The 18076-nt window shown below is 45.0% G+C and carries 15 protein-coding genes; all 15 read left to right on the forward strand.

From position 1 onward, the window contains the following. Positions 1 to 21: 21 nt before the first annotated feature. The gene (locus NL643_RS04360; protein ID WP_046875254.1) at positions 22 to 888 is read left to right on the forward strand and encodes an OmpA family protein; all 867 of its coding nucleotides are present in this window, start codon (positions 22 to 24) and stop codon (positions 886 to 888) included. Continuing rightward, a complete protein-coding gene (locus NL643_RS04365; RefSeq protein ID WP_253643959.1) occupies positions 885 to 2987 on the forward strand; it encodes an SLBB domain-containing protein in 2103 nt (700 codons plus the stop codon). The genes NL643_RS04360 and NL643_RS04365 overlap by 4 nt, the downstream gene beginning before the upstream one ends. Next, on the forward strand, positions 2987 to 3673 hold the full coding sequence (locus NL643_RS04370) for an AAA family ATPase (RefSeq protein WP_225461665.1): 687 nt from the start codon (positions 2987 to 2989) through the stop codon (positions 3671 to 3673). Before NL643_RS04365 ends, NL643_RS04370 begins: the two co-directional genes overlap by 1 nt. 11 nt (positions 3674 to 3684) lie before the next feature. Continuing rightward, complete coding sequence (locus tag NL643_RS04375; RefSeq protein WP_012841848.1) at positions 3685 to 4065, forward strand: Hpt domain-containing protein; 381 nt, start codon at positions 3685 to 3687, stop codon at positions 4063 to 4065. Between the two features lie 276 nt (positions 4066 to 4341). Further along, on the forward strand, positions 4342 to 5865 hold the full coding sequence (locus NL643_RS04380) for a sigma-54 dependent transcriptional regulator (RefSeq protein ID WP_253643960.1): 1524 nt from the start codon (positions 4342 to 4344) through the stop codon (positions 5863 to 5865). Further along, positions 5840 to 6910 carry a glycosyltransferase family 4 protein gene (locus tag NL643_RS04385; RefSeq protein ID WP_237311683.1) on the forward strand — a complete coding sequence of 357 codons (1071 nt, stop codon included), beginning with the start codon at positions 5840 to 5842 and terminating at the stop codon, positions 6908 to 6910. The genes NL643_RS04380 and NL643_RS04385 overlap by 26 nt, the downstream gene beginning before the upstream one ends. Positions 6911 to 7065: 155 nt before the next feature. Next, the gene (locus NL643_RS04390; RefSeq protein WP_253643961.1) at positions 7066 to 8250 is read left to right on the forward strand and encodes a glycosyltransferase; all 1185 of its coding nucleotides are present in this window, start codon (positions 7066 to 7068) and stop codon (positions 8248 to 8250) included. Between the two features lie 11 nt (positions 8251 to 8261). Further along, positions 8262 to 9434, forward strand: a complete 1173-nt coding sequence (locus NL643_RS04395; RefSeq protein ID WP_006742943.1) for a glycosyltransferase family 4 protein — start codon at positions 8262 to 8264, stop codon at positions 9432 to 9434. Beyond that, the gene (locus NL643_RS04400; RefSeq protein WP_253643962.1) at positions 9427 to 10857 is read left to right on the forward strand and encodes a lipopolysaccharide biosynthesis protein; all 1431 of its coding nucleotides are present in this window, start codon (positions 9427 to 9429) and stop codon (positions 10855 to 10857) included. Before NL643_RS04395 ends, NL643_RS04400 begins: the two co-directional genes overlap by 8 nt. Beyond that, positions 10854 to 12218, forward strand: coding sequence for an O-antigen ligase family protein (locus NL643_RS04405; RefSeq protein ID WP_006742945.1), 1365 nt, complete (start codon positions 10854 to 10856; stop codon positions 12216 to 12218). Before NL643_RS04400 ends, NL643_RS04405 begins: the two co-directional genes overlap by 4 nt. Positions 12219 to 12333: 115 nt before the next feature. Then, positions 12334 to 13461, forward strand: a complete 1128-nt coding sequence (locus tag NL643_RS04410; RefSeq protein WP_253643963.1) for a glycosyltransferase — start codon at positions 12334 to 12336, stop codon at positions 13459 to 13461. Then, positions 13458 to 14891 (forward strand): chain-length determining protein, encoded by a 1434-nt coding sequence (locus NL643_RS04415; RefSeq protein WP_006742947.1) that lies wholly within the window; start codon positions 13458 to 13460, stop codon positions 14889 to 14891. Before NL643_RS04410 ends, NL643_RS04415 begins: the two co-directional genes overlap by 4 nt. Before the next feature lie 220 nt (positions 14892 to 15111). After that, positions 15112 to 16230, forward strand: a complete 1119-nt coding sequence (locus NL643_RS04420; RefSeq protein WP_253643964.1) for a glycosyltransferase — start codon at positions 15112 to 15114, stop codon at positions 16228 to 16230. After that, positions 16223 to 17410 carry a glycosyltransferase family 2 protein gene (locus tag NL643_RS04425; protein WP_046875243.1) on the forward strand — a complete coding sequence of 396 codons (1188 nt, stop codon included), beginning with the start codon at positions 16223 to 16225 and terminating at the stop codon, positions 17408 to 17410. Before NL643_RS04420 ends, NL643_RS04425 begins: the two co-directional genes overlap by 8 nt. Positions 17411 to 17420: 10 nt before the next feature. Continuing rightward, positions 17421 to 18059: a sugar transferase gene (locus tag NL643_RS04430; protein WP_005394228.1), complete on the forward strand. Its 639-nt coding sequence runs from the start codon at positions 17421 to 17423 to the stop codon at positions 18057 to 18059. Positions 18060 to 18076: the final 17 nt, after the last annotated feature.

The following is an 18076-nucleotide window of genomic DNA, read 5'->3' on the forward strand; positions in this document are numbered from 1 at the left end:
CCGGTTTAAACGGAGGTTGGCATGGTAAATCTTATACGACGATATGTAGTAAGCGGTCTTGTTGTCGGCATGTTTGGTTGTTCGTCGTTTGACTACCCAGACCACGGAAAAGGTGGCTTGGCGGAAAACTATCAAGATATCTCAATTGAAAATTATCAGTTTTCCCCAGTCATGCCCGATGAACCGTTAGGTCCAGAGCATGGGTTGAGGTTTGATTGGCAACTCACCAAGCTACACCTAGACGCGTTGATTCAAGAAGGCGCACGCTGGTGCTTTCCTGCAGCAGTAGTGCAAGCGCTTGAGAAGCAAAACAGAATCGCACGTGAGCTAGAAGGCGGACTTCTACTCGATGCTGCTAACGATCTGGTGATTCAACGTCGACGTTTAAACCAACTTGAACAGCAACTCGACTATGTATTAAGCCAAACCACTTGTACGCCACCCGATGATATTGAAGCATTGCGTAGCGATTTGAACGTCGTCGCTGAAATTTATGCACTCCTCAATATTGATAATCAATTTGCTGTCGATTCAGCAGAAATTAATCCAAAGTACATGGGACATTTGGCAGAAGCTGCCTACATTTTACGTGACCACCCTAACCTAACTCTTGTGGTGACTGGGCATGCCGATGTCACTGGCTCACCAGATTACAACCAGAAACTCGCTCAAGCGCGTGCAGAACAAGTTAAGCGTTACCTGACTGTATTTGGCATCACTTCAGAGCGCGTAACCACCAAATCTGTGGGAGACAGCCTGCCGCTTTACGAGGGTGAAACACCTGCCGTGCGTTTAACCAATCGCCGCGTAAGCATCGAGGTTATTAGCCCTAATTCAGATAGCGATACCTCAGTAAATCGCAACCTATCTGTAGGAGGTGCGCTATGAACACGATGAAACCATTTATCACCTTAGTTCTTTTGTGCTTGGTTGCTTGGGTACCTACTTCGTCAGCAGATGGAAACAATACTGTTAAGGTTGGCGATTTAATTCAGATTAACCTACCTGGAGAAGCGTCTTTAAATAAAGGGTTTCAAGTCGATCGCCGTGGGCGTATTAACTTACCGGAAGTCGGCCCTGTATTTGTTGCTGGATATAATGAACAACAGCTCCAAGACGTGATTATCGAAACGCTAAAAACCGTGTATCGTGACGTAAACAACGCTCGAGTCTTTATCAAACAACAACAGTTATTAGTGTCAGTCCAAGGCTACGTGGTCAAACCCGGGGAATATACCTTACCTTCAGGTTCCAACATTCAAATGTTTGTATACGAAGCTGGCGGCCTTCGCGCTGGTGCTCAGCTCGATAAAATGATCGTTAAACGCGGCGACAAAAACATCGAATTTGACTACAAACGTTTCCTTGATACTGGTGATAATAGCCAGCTCCCGAAATTGGAATCGCTGGACATACTGTTTGTTCCAGCATCTCCACTCGTTGGGAATATTGAGCAAGAATTTGATGCAGCAAAACTCGCGAACTCAGGCGATAGCGCAGACTCCGCTCGTGCCATCAAAGTCTTTGGTGAAGTTAATGCTCCCGGCTCATTCTCTTACAAACCGAACACCACGCTCGTTGATGTCGTGATGAGAGCTGGCGGCGTAACACGATATGCCAGTGTTGAGCAAATTCGCGTGATCACAAATAACAACCCAACCATGTTTAATCTGAAAAAGTATCTAGATACGGGTGATCAAAGCTTACTACCAGAAATCCTACCGGGTGCCACCATCTTTGTTCCAAAACAGGAAGAAGAAATCAAAGCGGGTGCAAATGTGGTTTATGTCATGGGTGAAGTTGCCCACCCTGGCGCGTATGAAGGAAAGCAAGACGCTAGCTTCATGGATATTCTCGCCAATGCAGGCGGGCCTACTCGCTATGCAGAATCTCGCCAAATTCGAGTCATAAAAGCCGATGGTAAGGTCATCAAATTCGACCTAACCGCGCATACCGAGGGGCTGTCTTCGGTTAGACCACCGAATGTCGGGCCTGGAGACGCGATTTTCGTGCCTGAGAAAACCGATTTCAACGAGAAGTCATGGCTAAAAGTGGCGCCAAGTCGAGCGGTCGCTGTGATGGGAGAAGTCGTCCGCCCGGGACGTATTGAATGGTCAGACGAAATGGATTTAATTGATCTGCTTGCGCATGTTGGCGGCCCAACACGTAGAGCTGACACCACCAAAATTGAAGTCGCCAATAATGGTCAAATGACACAGTTCGATTTAGATCAATACATTTTAGATGGCTCACCAACATCGAATCTGCCCCGAGTTTCTGCTGGCACGGTAGTAAGAGTCCATGCATTACCTGACGATCCATCAGACAACAAATCGCAATGGGTAAGCCAGAGCTCTGATGCCTCGATATATGTTTTCGGTCAAATCAATGCACCAGGCCGCTATCGCTTTACCGAAGAGATGCACTTTCTGGATATTTTATCTGCCGCCGATGGACCAACAATGGATGCCGATATTCACAATATTCGTGTGACGCACCGTGGCCTAGGCTATGCCAAAGTGAGTAAATTGAATTTGTCGATGTACTTTGAAACGGGCGATGAGTCTATTCTGCCCCACGTTCGTCCCGGCGATACCATTTACATTCCGGAAAAAAACAAAAACTGGTTGGATCGCTCCAAAGAATCCACAGTGCGCGTATTAGGTGAAGTAAGAGACCCAGGGCGCTATGTATTTAATGACAACATGACGGTACTTGACCTGCTGGCCGAAGCCGGAGGCCCGACTAACAATGCGTATCTTGAAAAAATCAGTGTGGTCAACATGTCTTGCTGTCAGGGCCAAGCTCGAACATTTGATTTGGTGAACTTTAGCAAAACCGCCAACATTTATGATTTACCAGTCATCCGTGCAGGCGACACTATTTACATTCCACATAAAGACGAAAGCTTTGCTGAAAAAGCGAGAGCCGGATTAAGAGATATTTTACAAATCACCACAACCATCGTGTTAATAGGAGCGTTGTAATGACTATTCCTGCCACTCACGCTGAGATTGAGCAAATTTATCTTCAGAGTGAACAGAAAGGCCACAAAACGATTTGTGTTGTGGGTTGTAAGTCTGAAGACGGCGTCACTTCCGTGGCTTCATCTCTAGCAGAGCGTCTGGTTTTAGCTGGGCACAATACTTTGTATGTGGATCTTAACCTGTTCAAGCCCGCTTATCGCACCATTCACGAGTTTGATGATGCCGAAAAAGTTGGCCACCTGATCACAAGAGAAAATACGCATCAAACCTTAGTCGGTCTCCCTGCTCCATCTCTCGCCAGCACTCAATTGGCGTACCGAGACCCGACAATGCTGAAGCACAATATTGCAGAGTGGTTAACGCAATACGAGCGCGTCGTGATAGACACATCTCCACTTCTGAGTGTCAACCGAAGCAATATTGCCCCTCAAGTGATTGCGGGCGTATGTGATGCCACCTTATTAGTCGCACATTATGGCTCTACGACGGCAACCCAACTCGAACAAGCCAAAAAACTACTTGATGCTAGCGATGCGAATTTGATTGGTTCCGTGCTGAATATGAAGCATACACCTAGCCTGAAAGATGAGTTGATCCGACAAGTTTCCAAGCTACGCTTTTTACCCAAAAAGTGGAAAGAAAAGATATCTCAACAAATTAAGAAAAGTGAACTGTTTATGTTATAGGGAGCGCCAATATGACTGCAAATAACACACCGACTATCGAACAGGAACTGGTGGATGAACACATTCTCCAGCAAATGATCAAAGATACGTGCGCCGAAATCATCCCTACGCTGATTGAACACTATATTGAAGAGTCACGAGAGCGCATGGAGAAAATAGAGCAAGCATTAAGCGCGAAAGACCTCCAAACATTAGAGTTCGAAGTTCATACACTCGGCAGCTCTGCCCTTGCTTTAGGTAACCGAACGCTTTCCAGACAAGCAAGAATGATTGAGAAATATTGTGTGGAAGGGAAAACACTAGAAGCATTGGCTCTCTGTGAGTCTCTTTCCCAGCTGGCAATTGAATCGTTTGACGCGCTAGAAAAGCGAAAAGATCAAGGGTTCGAGTAACCGTTTCAATAATAAATTATCTTATGAATCATCGCACTTATTAAAGTGCGATGCCGATATCATCTAAGACATTTACAATTTAACTTAATCAATTAAAAAGTATGGATTTTTCGCAAATTTCCCACCTTGTGCTAATACTTAGATAACGCTTTTCTCAAATTGAGAATATTCAGTACTAGAGAGCACTAAGTCATATAACTCGCTCATCACGCCAAATACAAATAATAGTGCTGACAAAAATCATAAAAGTGAAACGAACTACGTTGGGATAGGACTATGAGACCAAGGGTGTTACTGGTAGAAGACTCTACTTCACTAGCCATACTTTATAAGCAGTATGTCAAAGACGAACCTTATGACATTTTTCATGTCGAAACAGGTCGCGAAGCAATTCAATTTATTGAAAGAAGCAAACCTCAGCTCATCATTCTCGATTTGAAACTGCCCGATATGTCTGGTGAAGACGTGTTGGATTGGATCAACCAGAATGACATTCCTACCTCCGTTATTATTGCTACAGCGCATGGCAGCGTAGACTTAGCCGTTAACCTAATTCAAAAAGGCGCGGAAGATTTCTTAGAAAAACCTATTAACGCTGATCGCCTAAAAACTTCTGTTGCATTGCACCTCAAACGCGCCAAACTGGAAGATTTAGTAGAAAACATTCAGTCCAAGTTTGATCGCCATAACTATCACGGATTTATCGGTTCAAGTCTCCCAATGCAGGCGGTATATAAAACCATTGATGCCGTTGCTCCAACATCTGCCAGTGTCTTTATTGTGGGTGAAAGCGGCACAGGTAAAGAAGTCTGTGCTGAAGCCGTGCACCGTCAGAGCGATCGTAAAGACAAGCCTTTTATTGCTATTAACTGCGGGGCTATCCCACGAGATTTAATGGAAAGTGAGATCTTTGGCCACGTTAAAGGCGCATTTACCGGAGCCACAACAGACCGAAAAGGTGCTGCGACGCTGGCTCACGGTGGTACGCTTTTTCTCGATGAACTGTGTGAAATGGAACTTGAGATGCAAAAGAAGTTGCTCCGTTTTCTTCAAACAGGAACCTACACACCGCTTGGTGGCACTCGAGAGATGAAGGTGGATGTTCGAATCATTTGTGCCACCAACCGAGATCCATTAACAGAAGTGGAAGAAGGTCGTTTTCGTGAAGATTTGTATTACCGCGTACACGTAATACCTATCGATATGCCCCCCCTACGCGAGCGAGGAAGTGACATTGTCACGCTAGCCAAGCACTTTTTGACCACTTATGCCAAACAGGACAAAAAGAAATTCTCAACAATCGACAGCGAAGCTCAACATATCATCAAGCACTACGAATGGCCGGGTAATGTAAGGCAATTGCAAAACATCATACGTAACATTGTAGTGCTTAATAATGACGAAAAAGTCACGGTGAATCACCTACCCGCTCAACTGACTAGAAAGTCTAAAACGGTGAGAACATCCACTCCCACACATGTAACTCAAGAGCCAGCAAACCCTACAACAATAACATCCCAACCTGTGTATGTTGAGGAACAGTCGGCCCCCGCTAGAGAACCGTCAATACCGACAACGGAACCTAGCATACAATCCTCAGCGGCTGCCTCGCCTTACTTTAACTCTGATGGAACCATTCGCCCTATGTGGCAAGTGGAACGTGAGGCGATTCAAAACGCAATCGCATACTGTGATGGCAACGTCCTCAATGCCGCCGTAATGCTGGAGCTAAGCCCATCTACGGTTTACCGAAAAAAACAAGCGTGGGAAGCGGATGAAATTAATCTCGAACAATCTTGAGAAACCTGCCGTTGGTGAAATTTGGATTTTTCTTGATAGCCGCCTGTTTGGCGGTATCGAAAGTCACGTCATAGAGCTTGCTCGTGGATTAATGACATTTGGGCACAAAGCACGTGTTGTCTTAACGACTGAGTACTCGCCACCAGCACAGATTGTAGAGAAAGCAGAAGAATCCACCATCCCTGTGAGTTACTTGAACCATTTGTCTGGTGAGCCACATAAGGCATTAAAGATCAAACACCTAACAAGCGCGGTCGCCAATCACCAACCATCGGTCATTCACTCCCACGGTTACAAAGCGTCAATCTTAGCGCGCTGTGCCAAGCTACTCACGCGCACATTTCCTCGCTTGATTTCAACTTATCATGCAGGAGAATCATCCTCGGGCAAACTGTGGCTCTATGATTGGCTTGATAGAAGTTCAGGCTACCTCTCTAACCACTGCTTTTCCGTCAGCCCAAGCATTCAGCGTAAAATCATTTTCCCTTCGGAGCTGCTGAATAACTTTGTTTCGATTCCCGATCGTAATCTCAACTATCAAGAAATCGCTTTCGTCGGCCGATTGAGCCAAGAAAAAGGTGCCGACCAATTTATCGAAGTGGCTGAGCTCTGCCCAACACTGCATTTTAGTGTTTACGGTGATGGACCAGAAAGAGAATCACTCGCCCAAATTGCCCCTTCAAATGTGAAATTTTTCGGTCATCAAACTGAAATGGAGACCGTTTGGAAAAACATTGGCGTGCTGGTAATTTCTTCTCGCTATGAAGGCCTGCCTATGGCGGCGCTTGAAGCAATGGCTAGAGGAATAATCGTGATGAGCCTACGCGTGGGTCGCTTGCCCGATATTATCCAAACTGGCGAAAATGGCTTTATTGTCAATGACATCCCATCTCTCGCTCAATGCCTTAAACATTGGATGTCTCTTGATGAAGCGCAGCAATCTCTCATTCGTCAAAACGCTCGGCAGACCATTATTGATGATTTCTCGGCGCAAAGCGTTATTCCTGTATTGCTACGAAAATATCAAATTGAAACGGAGCAATAAGCCATATTGGTTCTCAATATGAGAATATTGCTTCTCCACTTAAGTCCAAGCACAAATATCTAATAATATTCAAACACATAAACTAATGGCATATTTTGGCATCTCTGTTGCAACTCAGCAGTTAACACAAGTTAATGATGAGACAGAGGTGACTTATGACTACTCCAAAACGCATTCTATATGTTCATTATGGTGATAACTGGATTCGCGGCAGTGAAGTGGTACTTCTGGATCTCATCTCAGGGATTGAGCGTGATAAGTTTGAGCCATTCGTGTGGTCAAACTGCCAGCCACTAATCGATAAGTGTCAATCGCTCGGAATTGAAGCGGAACATTCTGTTTTCAATCTCGTTGGTGGCTGGAGTGCGCCTCGCTGGGATATTAGCGGATGGAATAGCCTTATCAAACAAGGCTCAGCACTGATCGAAAAACACAATATCGACTTGGTACACGTTAATAGCGGTGGCCCTTGTCAATGGATGTGTTTGGCTGCACGCATGAATCACATCCCACTTGTCACCCAACTTCATTGTCACTATACATTGCGAGATCGCTTCTCTCTTGGGCTACACCTCTCCCCAAAATTGATTTGCGTTAGTAAAGATGTCGGTCGTGAAATTATTCAGGATGGTTACCCAGAAGACCAGCTTTATGTTGTGCACAACGGTGTATCGCTTCAAGACTCTGATACGCCCATTGATATCAAGGCTCACCTCGGAATACCTCCACAAGCGTTTACCTTTCTCTCGGTAGGTTCGTTGATTAAAAGAAAAGGATTCGACCGCCTTATTCGCGCTATGCGCATGCACAATTACCATCACGATAATCCTCATCTTGTTATCGTTGGCGATGGCGAGGAAAGAGAAACATTGCAACAACTTGCTTCGGATCTCGGTATCCAAGACAGAGTCCACTTTGTCGGGGAAAAAAGCAATGCTGGTGCATGGATGTCTGGGAATGCAGACGCTTTTATTAGCGGCGCCTATGAAGAGGCCTTTGGTCTCGTGCTCGGGGAAGCGGCTTTAGCTCAGCTGCCTATCGTGGCTCCTAAAACAGGAGGCATCCCTGAGTTGTTCGAGCATAATCACTCTGCGCTACTGTACCAGAATCGCGGAATGGCAGGCTTATTAAACGCTATCCAACAAGTCATGCAAGATGTAGCTCTAAGAAACAAGCTAGCTGAAAACGCCTATCTTCATGCTAGCCAAAACCTCACGACTGCAGCATCCATAAGCGCCATTGAACGTATTTATGAAGGTGAGCTTGAGAACAACAGTATTACACCAATGCCAATGACTCACTGCATGAAGCCTCTTTCACGCTGGTTGAGCATCAATTGAGGAGGCCAGTCATGAAACGTGTATTAATGTTCGACGCCATCCCAATGCAAGGTGGTTCTAAAATTGCGAATGCAGAGCTCCTCAAACAGTGCGATAAACTGAACGTAATTGGTTATCTGCTGACCACGAATCCAGAGCATTGGGAGTCACTACTTAGCGATACGCCTCGTGTGCAGATTATCAAAATCAAACCATCACCACTGAGCTCCACTCATGGCCTCACTTACTGGTTAATGAACGCGTATTACTTTATCCAACTGATTTTTGCGTGCATGAAACTACCAAAGATAGATAGCTTTTTAGGTCTATCTTGCCCAAGTAACGATATGCCTTTGTACTTACTAAGATTAATCAGCAAAAAGCCTGTGGTACAAATGGTTCATGGTCCAGTTGGTCGTTCAAGATCTTCCGGCTACTGCTTGGTAAAAGCATCCGCAATTTATTACTTGGCAAACACCCGAGAATCGATGCTAGAGGCCTTACAGGTCTACCTCAAAACAGAGAAGCCAGCCACTGAACGCTATTGGTGTGGTTTGAATGCGTCTACGTTTGTTAACGGACTATCGAGAGACCGTTGGCCAAAACAAGCAAATCCGATTTCAAACCGCGTCTTCTGGGCGGCCAGCTTACTAAAATGGAAGAACATCGATCTTTTTCTTGATGCTTTAACACTTGATAAGACAAAAGAGATCAAATCTACCGTGTGTTACATCAAACCAAATGTGGCAGGTGTGGAATATTCAACACCAGACTTCACCACAAAAGGTGTTGAATGGCATGAATGCCCAGATAACCTCGATGACCTACGCTCTCAGTGTGGTGTGTTTGTTTCCACCAGTGTTAACGAACCTTTTGGATTATCCATTTTAGAAGCTCTCGCAGCAGGCATGTGCATCGTCATCCCACATGATGATAGCTACTGGGATCGCGTATTGACGCATGGCCGCAATTGCATCAAGTACACACCAAACAATGTGGCGTCGTTACATAACGCAATTCGCCTTTTGAATGAGTCTCCATGGATGAAAGTGACAATGGGTATCGAAGCACTCAACGTTTCTCAACTTTATACGGCCGAACGTTGTTATCTGCCAATCGCTCAGCACCTTGCAGCAGAATCCGCACCGAATGGCGATTGTAAACTCAAAACACCGCGATACATCAAAGGATATGACCATGTCTAAAGCAATGACCAATATGTCGCTGTTCGCTATCGCGTTAGTGATAAACAAAAGCATCAGCTTAATCATGCTGCCTGTATTGCCCCACTTTCTCTCACCAGAACAAATGGGCAAGCTTGAACTGCTTACCACCTTTGGCGTTGTCACAACCTTATTCGTCAGTTTCGCTTTACATGAAGCGCTGTATCGATTCGTCGGGGTTGAAAAGGATCAAAATACGCGCACAAGCCTTCTAAACCAGCTGTACTCACTTGCTTTATTCATCGCTGGCATCGTGGCTTTATGCCTACTCGCTATCATTATGCTCGCGCCTATTCCTGCACCTTTTACGCGAGTCGAGTTTGCTATTGTTATGTTTGCTATCGTTCTAGAAGGCAGTATCGCAATCGGCACAGCTTGGTTGAGAACACAGGACGACAAAGCAAGAACCCTACTTAACGTCATGGTGACTACCACTGTTTTTCAGGTCATTTTCATCATCACGGCGCTGTCTGTTCACCCACATGTTATTTCTGTTTTATGGGGTGGCTTGTTGGCTGCTATTACTCAGTTTGTCTGGCTGCACATCATTAACCGCTACAGCATGACTCTGCCAAATCTGACAGTGGCGAAACAATACCTAAATTACTGTCTGCCAATGATGATGGCTGGATTGGTTGCGTTTTGTCTCAATGGCGCTGAACGCTGGTTCATCGGCGCGAACGCCTCACTTGCGACCTTAGGGATTTACGCGATAGCCGTAAAATTTGCGGTTGGCATGTGTATTTTAGTTCAGCCATTTGGTATGTGGTGGATGCCACGTCGATTTAATTACCTAGAAGGTCGTAAGAGTACAGAAGCTGTGCGCATCACTCATCTAGGCATGATTTACATTACAGGTTTAAGTGTTGCAGTCGGCACATTAGCAATGGTGATGATCACTTACCTGTTACCAGAAACCTATCATGAGGCGGTACTGTTCAGCTTGTTCTTACTGCCTATCGCTATGCTAAAAGAGTGGAGCGAGCTCATTAATATTTCCATTTTGTACAAGCGTCGTACTCGCTGGTTACTGGGTATTAATGTCGTCTCAGCATGCGTTGCAATTGCTTTGCTGTTTGGCCTATCGTCCCTGGGTATCTATGGAGTTTTCATTGCTCTTTATTACGCTCAACTGTGTAAGCTTGGCTTTACTTATGTGGTAGGCCAACAATGCATGCCGTTGCCTTTTCACCTAAGTCTGATGGTTTTATTGCAGATTATCTCCGGTGTGGCACTGTTCCTGCTTCACTCTTCACAATCAATAGGCATCGCCATCGCAATTTGCATTTTGACATGCACTTTGCTGGCAGGGATAGCCACTCGCTATATGAGTAAAGAGACGCTAGATGCGCTCACTCGATACATAGTGAAATGGCGTGGACAGGTGAAGAGATACTCGTTATGACTGAAACCAAGGTGAGAAGAAAACAATCCATCGCAGCGCTGACGATTACCGTCTGTATCGGCCTGCTTTGGATTGTTATGCCTCACCCTATTTTGATTGTCGCATTATGTTTCGCCCCGCTGGCTTTACTGTTCGTTCTCAACCAAACGTTTTGGCTTGTCACGCTGTTCGTTATTTTTTCATTCTTTCGTATTCATGAAGCGTTTCCCGTTATCTATAACTTTAAGATCCCATTGCTACTATCATTGGGGGCACTGGCCGCACTTGCTTTCCACCTTTTAATAAGTCGCCAGCTTACTGCTTTTTGGCACCCTTCATTAAAATGGCTGTGCATATTTTGGGGGTTGGTGATCATCGGCATCGTCTTTGCCTCCAGTCGTGACATTGCCATTACAGTTTTCAAAAATACCTATTGGAAAATCATCATTATGACATTGGCGATCACCTGGCTTATTACCAAACCGGCTCAGTTAGCACAAATGTCGAAAGCAATAATTTTCGCCGGATTGTTGATTGGTTTAGTCGCATTACAAAACGCAGCGAATGGCATTGATTTAGTGGAAGGGACACGCGTATCGATTGGACGCTCCATAGGTTCAGTACTCGGCGATCCGAACGACTTGGCGCTTGTGTTAATGTTTCCCCTCGCCTTTACCGTTAGTCAGTTAATGGAGAAACGTTCACCTAAGCATCTCCGACTCTTCGCACTTGTTACCTGTTTGGTGTTGTTTTTTGCGATTATTGAGACACAAAGCCGCGGGGGCTTGTTAGGCTCTCTATCGGTATTTGCGTACTTTGCCTTTAAGCACATCAAAAGCAAAACGTTAGTCTTAGTACTAGGCGCCGTCGCAGCCATCGTACTCTACGCATTTGCTGGTATCTCAGGGCGAGAATCGGGTGGCGCAGCCGAGGATGGTATAGATGCCTCTGCGATGGGACGACTTTACGCGTGGGAAGCCGCATTTAAAATGGCTCTCCACCATCCGTTAACTGGGGTTGGGCTTGATAATTTCTACTTCAATTACTATTTCTATAGCCCTCACTGGGATGGCATCAATCACGCCGTACACAGTACTTGGTTTGGCGTATTAGCAGAAACGGGGTTTGTTGGACTCGCCGTGTTCATTACATTGATTGTGTCATTGATTCGAACCTCTTTGCATTCTATTTCACTACTGACGCCAACATCGGATTACACCCTCTCTGTTGGAGCAAACGCAGTCTTAAGTGGGCTTATCGGGACCATCGTATCAGGTACTTTCCTCACTCAAGGTTTCACTTGGCCAATTTACATTCTGGCAGCATTAACGGTTGTCGTTAGCCGAATCGTTCAAAGTGATTGTCAAAATGAGAAACCCTAATTTCAAATACCAATAGAAAGTCTAATCACCTGTTTTATATCAAATAAATCCTTGGCACGTATTGTGATTACTCTCTTGATTAGTAATCAAATAACGAAGACTCAAGGAGAGCCACATGACAGACATCGTAGTATTTGGAGAAGATTTTGGCGGGTTACCCTCCTCCACTCAACACATTGTCAAACGACTAGCAACTAGCCACCGCATCCTTTGGGTTAACTCAATCGGTCTGCGTCAACCTAGGCTGACCGCTAAAGACATGCAACGTGCGTTAAACAAGCTCGCTCGTGTGTTTAATAACGCTGGATCGCATAAACCAACGTTAGAGTCTGAAATAAACCCAAATATTCACACCATTAACCTACTCACTATTCCTGCTCCAAGTTCTGCGCTGGTAAGAAAAGTAGCGGCTAAGATAATGAAATACCAGCTCAATAAACAGTTACACGCTCTTGGTTTTGATAAGCCTATATTTTGGACATCGCTCCCGACGGCCGCAGATGTTTGTGCGGAAATGAATTCACGTGGGCTGATTTACTATTGTGGCGATGACTTTAGCGCTTTAGCTGGTGTTGACCACGACACGGTTGCCAAGCACGAACGTACACTGGTTAACGCGGCTGATGTGATTTTTACAGCAAGTGACAAACTCGCCACTCAATTTCCGTCTGGTAAAACCGTCACTTTACCTCACGGTGTCGACTTTAGTTTGTTTTCTGCGCCAGCACCTAAGGCTGAAGATTTACCTAATAATAATGGTCGCAAAGTGCTGGGCTTTTATGGCAGTTTGTCTGAATGGTTAGACTACGACTTAATTGCCCAAGTCGCAGACCAAGCGCCTGACTGGGATCTCGTGTTCATCGGCCCCAACGAGTTCAGTGACAATCCACTTCCACAAAGAAGCAACATATACTACCTGGGCCCTAGAGCGCATCACACTCTGCCACGTTACTCCCAACACTGGGATGCCAGTTGGTTGCCCTTTGTTGATAACGCTCAAATCAAGGCATGTAATCCGCTTAAACTTCTTGAGTACTTGGCAACAGGAACCCCTGTTATCAGCACACCGTTTCCTGCATTAATGCCCTACAAACATATGCTTCATGTGGTTCAAGATGTCGAAGACGTGCGTGCCAGTCTCGATCACCTCCTACCGCCACCAACAGATTCAAAGTCATTTGTTCAACAGCAAAGCTGGGAAGCAAGAGCCAACCAAGTTGATAAATTAGTGAGGGCGCTATGAACGATTTAAGAGAAAACCTCAGTGTACTGTTACATGGTGCTTGGAGACGTCGCTACATGATCGTTATTCCTATGCTTGTATTGCCTGTGCTGGGTTTCATCGTAAGTAAACTGGTTCCGACGACTTATGTCGCTCATACGAGTATGCTTATCCAAGAGACAGCGAAAATGAACCCATTCCTTCAAGACCTTGCCGTCTCAACCATGCTGAAAGATCGATTGAGCGCACTCAGTACCTTGCTAAAAAGCCGACATGTTTTGTACTCAGTTGCCAAAGAACAAGCGCTGATTAGTGACGAAATGAGTGCCAAAGAGCAAGAATTCATCATTAAAGATCTCGCGTCGCGTTTGTCTGTTCAGCAGCTCGGTAAGGACTTCATTCAAATCCAACTACGAAGTGGTAAACCGAATGGCATGGAGTCGATGTTACTCTCCGTCAGCGAACATTTTGTCGAACAGCTTTTAGCTCCTGAACGATCTTCAATTAAAGATTCAAGTCACTTTTTAACCATCCATATTAATAAACGCAGAGAAGAGCTGGATAAAGCAGAGCAAGCGTTCGCGGAATACAAGAATACTTACTCTCACGCGACGCCTGAAATGCAAGCACAAAGCCTGACTCGTCTGGCAAGCCTTAAACAAACCTTGGCAGAAAAAGAAGCGGAGCTTGCTGGTGTTACCCGAAGCCTAGGTAGTTTGGACCAACAACTTTCTAAAACCAACCCGGTTATCGGTAAGCTTGAAGAACAAATCATCGACATTCGTAGTGAGCTCACTTTGCTTCGCGCCAAGTACACTGAGGCGCATAGCATGGTTCAAGGCAAGCTACGAGAGTTAAACCGCTTGGAGCAAGAGCGCTCAGTACTATTGAACTCTAAACAACCGGAATTAAACAGCGCCCAACTTTGGGATATCGCAAGCAATACCACCGTAAACAGTCTTGGAGAAGCTCAGCCTCTTCTGGTCTCTCAGCTTCACCAACTGCAAATTATGCGCGGACGCTTTGAAGCCCTCACAGAAGAAACCAATAGCTTACGAACAATGATTCAAGAGTTAGAAAGTAATGCGCATCGATTTGGTAGCACAGCAACAGAAATCAACCGCCTAGCTCGTGATGTCGCGGTAAAAAGAGAAATGTATGATGACCTTGTGGAGCGTTATGAAATGGCTCAATTAACTGGTTCACTTGGCGTATTTGAAGAGAATAAACGCGTGAAAATCATTGATGAACCTTTCACACCAACCATTCCGTCTAACTTACCTAGTTTTGTGTTTGTTATTTTAGGGTTTATCGGTGGCGCGGGTTTGGGCATTGGATTAGCGACGATACTTGAGTTAGCAGATAACTCTATCCGCTCTAAAAGAGCATTAGAAAAGCATCTTGGCGTTCCTGTGATCACCACTCTACCTAAAGTGGTATACGGAAGCTAACAGCCGTTAACACTCCATGACAAGCACTCGTTCAGCGAGTGCTTTTCTTTTTGTGCTTATTCTAACTCCGCATAAGGTTTCCACTAATATGAATCTCAAATTGAGAATAAACATCGAACTTCATATGTGTCGCCATTAACTTGATGTTTTTAAACACTTAATTTATTGGCACGCAGTCTGCAATTCCTGAATAAACAAAGAACTCAACGAGGGTTTGAGAATGGAATTCAGACAAATGCAAAATAGCACTCAACGCAATAAAAAAGTGATATTACACGTCGTGCAGCACTTAGCTCCTGGCGGTTTGGAAACGCTCGTATTAGAGATGCTTCGTTTTGCGCAACCGAATCATTCCGTGTTTGTCGTAAGTTTAGAGGGAAGCAAAGCGCAAGCACTGCAATGCTGGTCAAAACTCTCGGCCTACCAAGGCCAACTGCACTTTCTCAATAAGAAACCTGGATTCAGCGGGACAACCATCAGTACGCTGACTTCCATGCTCAAAGGACTTAAGCCTGATGTGGTCCACACTCACCATATCGGTCCACTATTATATGGTGGGATAGCGGCACGCTTAGCGCAGGTGCCAGTAATTATCCATACTGAGCACGACGCCTGGCATCTGAATAACAGAAAGTCAGCTCGACTGCAGTCCCTACTGCTAAAAATGATTCGTCCACATGTGGTTGCCGATGCGAACTTTGTCGCCGAACAAATCCAGACAAAACTGAATTACCGCAAAGTCTGCACCATACATAATGGAATCGATTGCCAGAAATTTCAAAGCGGTAATCAAGCAACCAAGAGAAACTTGTTTGGGCTTCCAGCCAACAAAACAGTAATTGGAGTAGCTGGACGTTTAGAAGCTGTTAAAGGCCATAAAGTGCTTATCGAAGCCTTCTCTCATCTTACGCCAAACACACACCTAGCCATTGCTGGAGATGGTTCTCAGCGAGCTCAATTGGAAGCACAAGTTAGAACGTTAAAACTTGAGGATCGCGTTACCTTTTTAGGCTTGGTCGACGATATGCCCAGCTTTTACCAAAGCCTCGATTTATTTTGTTTACCGTCGCTTCAAGAGGGTTTCCCCCTCTCAACACTAGAAGCTCAAGCATGTGACATTCCTTGTGTCGCAACCGATGTTGGTGGCGTGAAAGAGACGCTCTGCCCGATTAACAGCACATTGGTTGAAGCCAACCGAGTGTTCTCTTTGGCGGAAGCTTTGTCGCAGCAATTGAAATCAACCCATGGTTCTCCTCGAACTTTTATTCTCAAACATTTTGATATCAAAGACATGGTGAGTCGCTACTCACGTTTGGCCAAGGAGGCTAGCTATGAATGATTTACTTTGGATTACAGGTTTTGGTTTATCCGCATTTTTGATTGTCTATCATCATGTTGGTTATCCATTGCTACTTAAATGGCTTCCTTTAAAACAGCAAAAAACCACAGCACCATTTGTAGAGCGAGCTTACAAAGCCTCTCAAACAGACAGTCAGTTACCATCTATTACTGTCATCGTGCCCGCCTACAATGAAGAACAATGGATAGCAGAAAAGATCCGCAACCTTGCGAGCTTAGATTACCCAAGAGATAAATTGAAAGTGGTGATCGCATGTGATGGCTGCACAGATAACACAGCCGAGATTGCTCAAGCGACGATTCAAGAAGCAATCTGCTCCGATACACTGTTCATCATTAATGACCACCAAGTCAATCGCGGTAAAGTTGCCCTACTCAACGAAGAAATGCGTCATGTTAGCTCGGACATTACCGCACTGAGTGATACATCGGCATTGATTTCTTGCGATTCTCTGTTGCTAGCTAGTCAGCATTATCAAAATGAGAAGGTTGGAGTGGTTAACGCGACATATCAAATAATGAGTACCGATAACCAAGGTGAAGCAGCGTACTGGCAATACCAGTCTCGAGTGAAGCACCAAGAATCCTTGCTGGGTTCAACGATTGGTTCTCACGGTGCGTTTTATACATTCAGAACCCACCTATTTGAACCACTTGAAGTCAGCACCATCAATGACGATTTTATTCTCCCTATGAGAATCGTTTTGCGAGGCTATAACGCTATCTACGAACCTAACATGCTAGCTCTTGAACTCGAACAAAGCTCAGACGACGCAGACTTCAAGCGACGCCTAAGAATTTCAGCGGGTAACATGCAGCAGCTCATGCAATTAAAGAAATTACTGCTACCTCGCTATCGTGGCACTGCCTTTGCATTTCTATCGGGAAAGGTTCTGCGCTTAGCAACACCCTATTTGATGATTGTTTGCTTGGTTTGTTCACTACTACTGGCACACAACCCGCTTTTTCAAGTAATGCTGCTCGCTCAAGCCTGTGTTTATGGTATCGCACTTGTCACTTACTTGGTGCCTGCACTTAACACAGTCAAGCCTTTTAAACTGATTAGCTACATCGTCATTGGTCATCTCGCCAATTTCATCGGCGGTATGAAGTATTTGCTAGGAATGGAAAATGGACGTTGGAAACGCGTCAACCAATAAGGAAAGCATCATGAAAAACTCACGCTACGATTCAAATGTATGCCACGCGAAAAGAACGTTTGATGTACTGGTTGCAATGTTTATTTTGCTCGTCACTGCACCACTATTCCCATTTATCGCGCTAGCTATAAAAATCACATCAAAAGGCCCAGTGATCTATCGTCAACTGCGTGTTGGGCGCTGTACACCAGAAAAAATGGATCTTTTTCAAATCATGAAATTTCGCACCATGTATATTGATGCGGAGCAACGCTCCGGTGCAGTTTGGGCAACCGAGAATGATCCTCGAATCACACCAGTAGGACGTTTTTTACGTAAGACGCGTTTAGATGAGTTACCACAGCTGTTTAATGTGTTGAGAGGTGAAATGTCTATGATCGGGCCACGTCCAGAGCGCCCTGCTTTCTACCAAAAGTTGGAAGATGAAATCCCTTATTTTGTAGAACGCACATATGGCGTATTACCAGGAATTACAGGCCTAGCGCAAGTTAACCAAGGCTATGATGCTTGCATTGAAGATGTACGACGTAAAGTTGGGTTTGATCACAGTTACGCACTAAGCTTAGGTTCGTTCTACTCTTGGATTTCAATGGACCTTTCAATCATGAGTAAAACATTCGTTGTGATGATTGATGGACGAGGCCAGTAGTTTCTCGATTCTCGTAA

This window comes from Vibrio sp. Y42_MX_L11, from assembly GCF_024181785.1.
GTDB classification, from domain to species: domain Bacteria; phylum Pseudomonadota; class Gammaproteobacteria; order Enterobacterales; family Vibrionaceae; genus Vibrio; species Vibrio diabolicus.

Excerpts from the sequence above, each read along its gene's own strand:
- NL643_RS04385 (WP_237311683.1), top strand. The coding sequence starts at position 5,840 with ATGAAATTAATCTCGAACAATCTTGAGAAACCTGCCGTTGGTGAAATT.
- NL643_RS04425 (WP_046875243.1), top strand. The coding sequence starts at position 16,223 with ATGAATGATTTACTTTGGATTACAGGTTTTGGTTTATCCGCATTTTTG.
- NL643_RS04360 (WP_046875254.1), top strand. The coding sequence starts at position 22 with ATGGTAAATCTTATACGACGATATGTAGTAAGCGGTCTTGTTGTCGGC.
- NL643_RS04405 (WP_006742945.1), top strand. The coding sequence starts at position 10,854 with ATGACTGAAACCAAGGTGAGAAGAAAACAATCCATCGCAGCGCTGACG.
- NL643_RS04410 (WP_253643963.1), top strand. The coding sequence starts at position 12,334 with ATGACAGACATCGTAGTATTTGGAGAAGATTTTGGCGGGTTACCCTCC.
- NL643_RS04375 (WP_012841848.1), top strand. The coding sequence starts at position 3,685 with ATGACTGCAAATAACACACCGACTATCGAACAGGAACTGGTGGATGAA.
- NL643_RS04380 (WP_253643960.1), top strand. The coding sequence starts at position 4,342 with ATGAGACCAAGGGTGTTACTGGTAGAAGACTCTACTTCACTAGCCATA.
- NL643_RS04415 (WP_006742947.1), top strand. The coding sequence starts at position 13,458 with ATGAACGATTTAAGAGAAAACCTCAGTGTACTGTTACATGGTGCTTGG.
- NL643_RS04370 (WP_225461665.1), top strand. The coding sequence starts at position 2,987 with ATGACTATTCCTGCCACTCACGCTGAGATTGAGCAAATTTATCTTCAG.
- NL643_RS04400 (WP_253643962.1), top strand. The coding sequence starts at position 9,427 with ATGTCTAAAGCAATGACCAATATGTCGCTGTTCGCTATCGCGTTAGTG.
- NL643_RS04365 (WP_253643959.1), top strand. The coding sequence starts at position 885 with ATGAACACGATGAAACCATTTATCACCTTAGTTCTTTTGTGCTTGGTT.
- NL643_RS04430 (WP_005394228.1), top strand. The coding sequence starts at position 17,421 with ATGAAAAACTCACGCTACGATTCAAATGTATGCCACGCGAAAAGAACG.
- NL643_RS04420 (WP_253643964.1), top strand. The coding sequence starts at position 15,112 with ATGGAATTCAGACAAATGCAAAATAGCACTCAACGCAATAAAAAAGTG.
- NL643_RS04390 (WP_253643961.1), top strand. The coding sequence starts at position 7,066 with ATGACTACTCCAAAACGCATTCTATATGTTCATTATGGTGATAACTGG.
- NL643_RS04395 (WP_006742943.1), top strand. The coding sequence starts at position 8,262 with ATGAAACGTGTATTAATGTTCGACGCCATCCCAATGCAAGGTGGTTCT.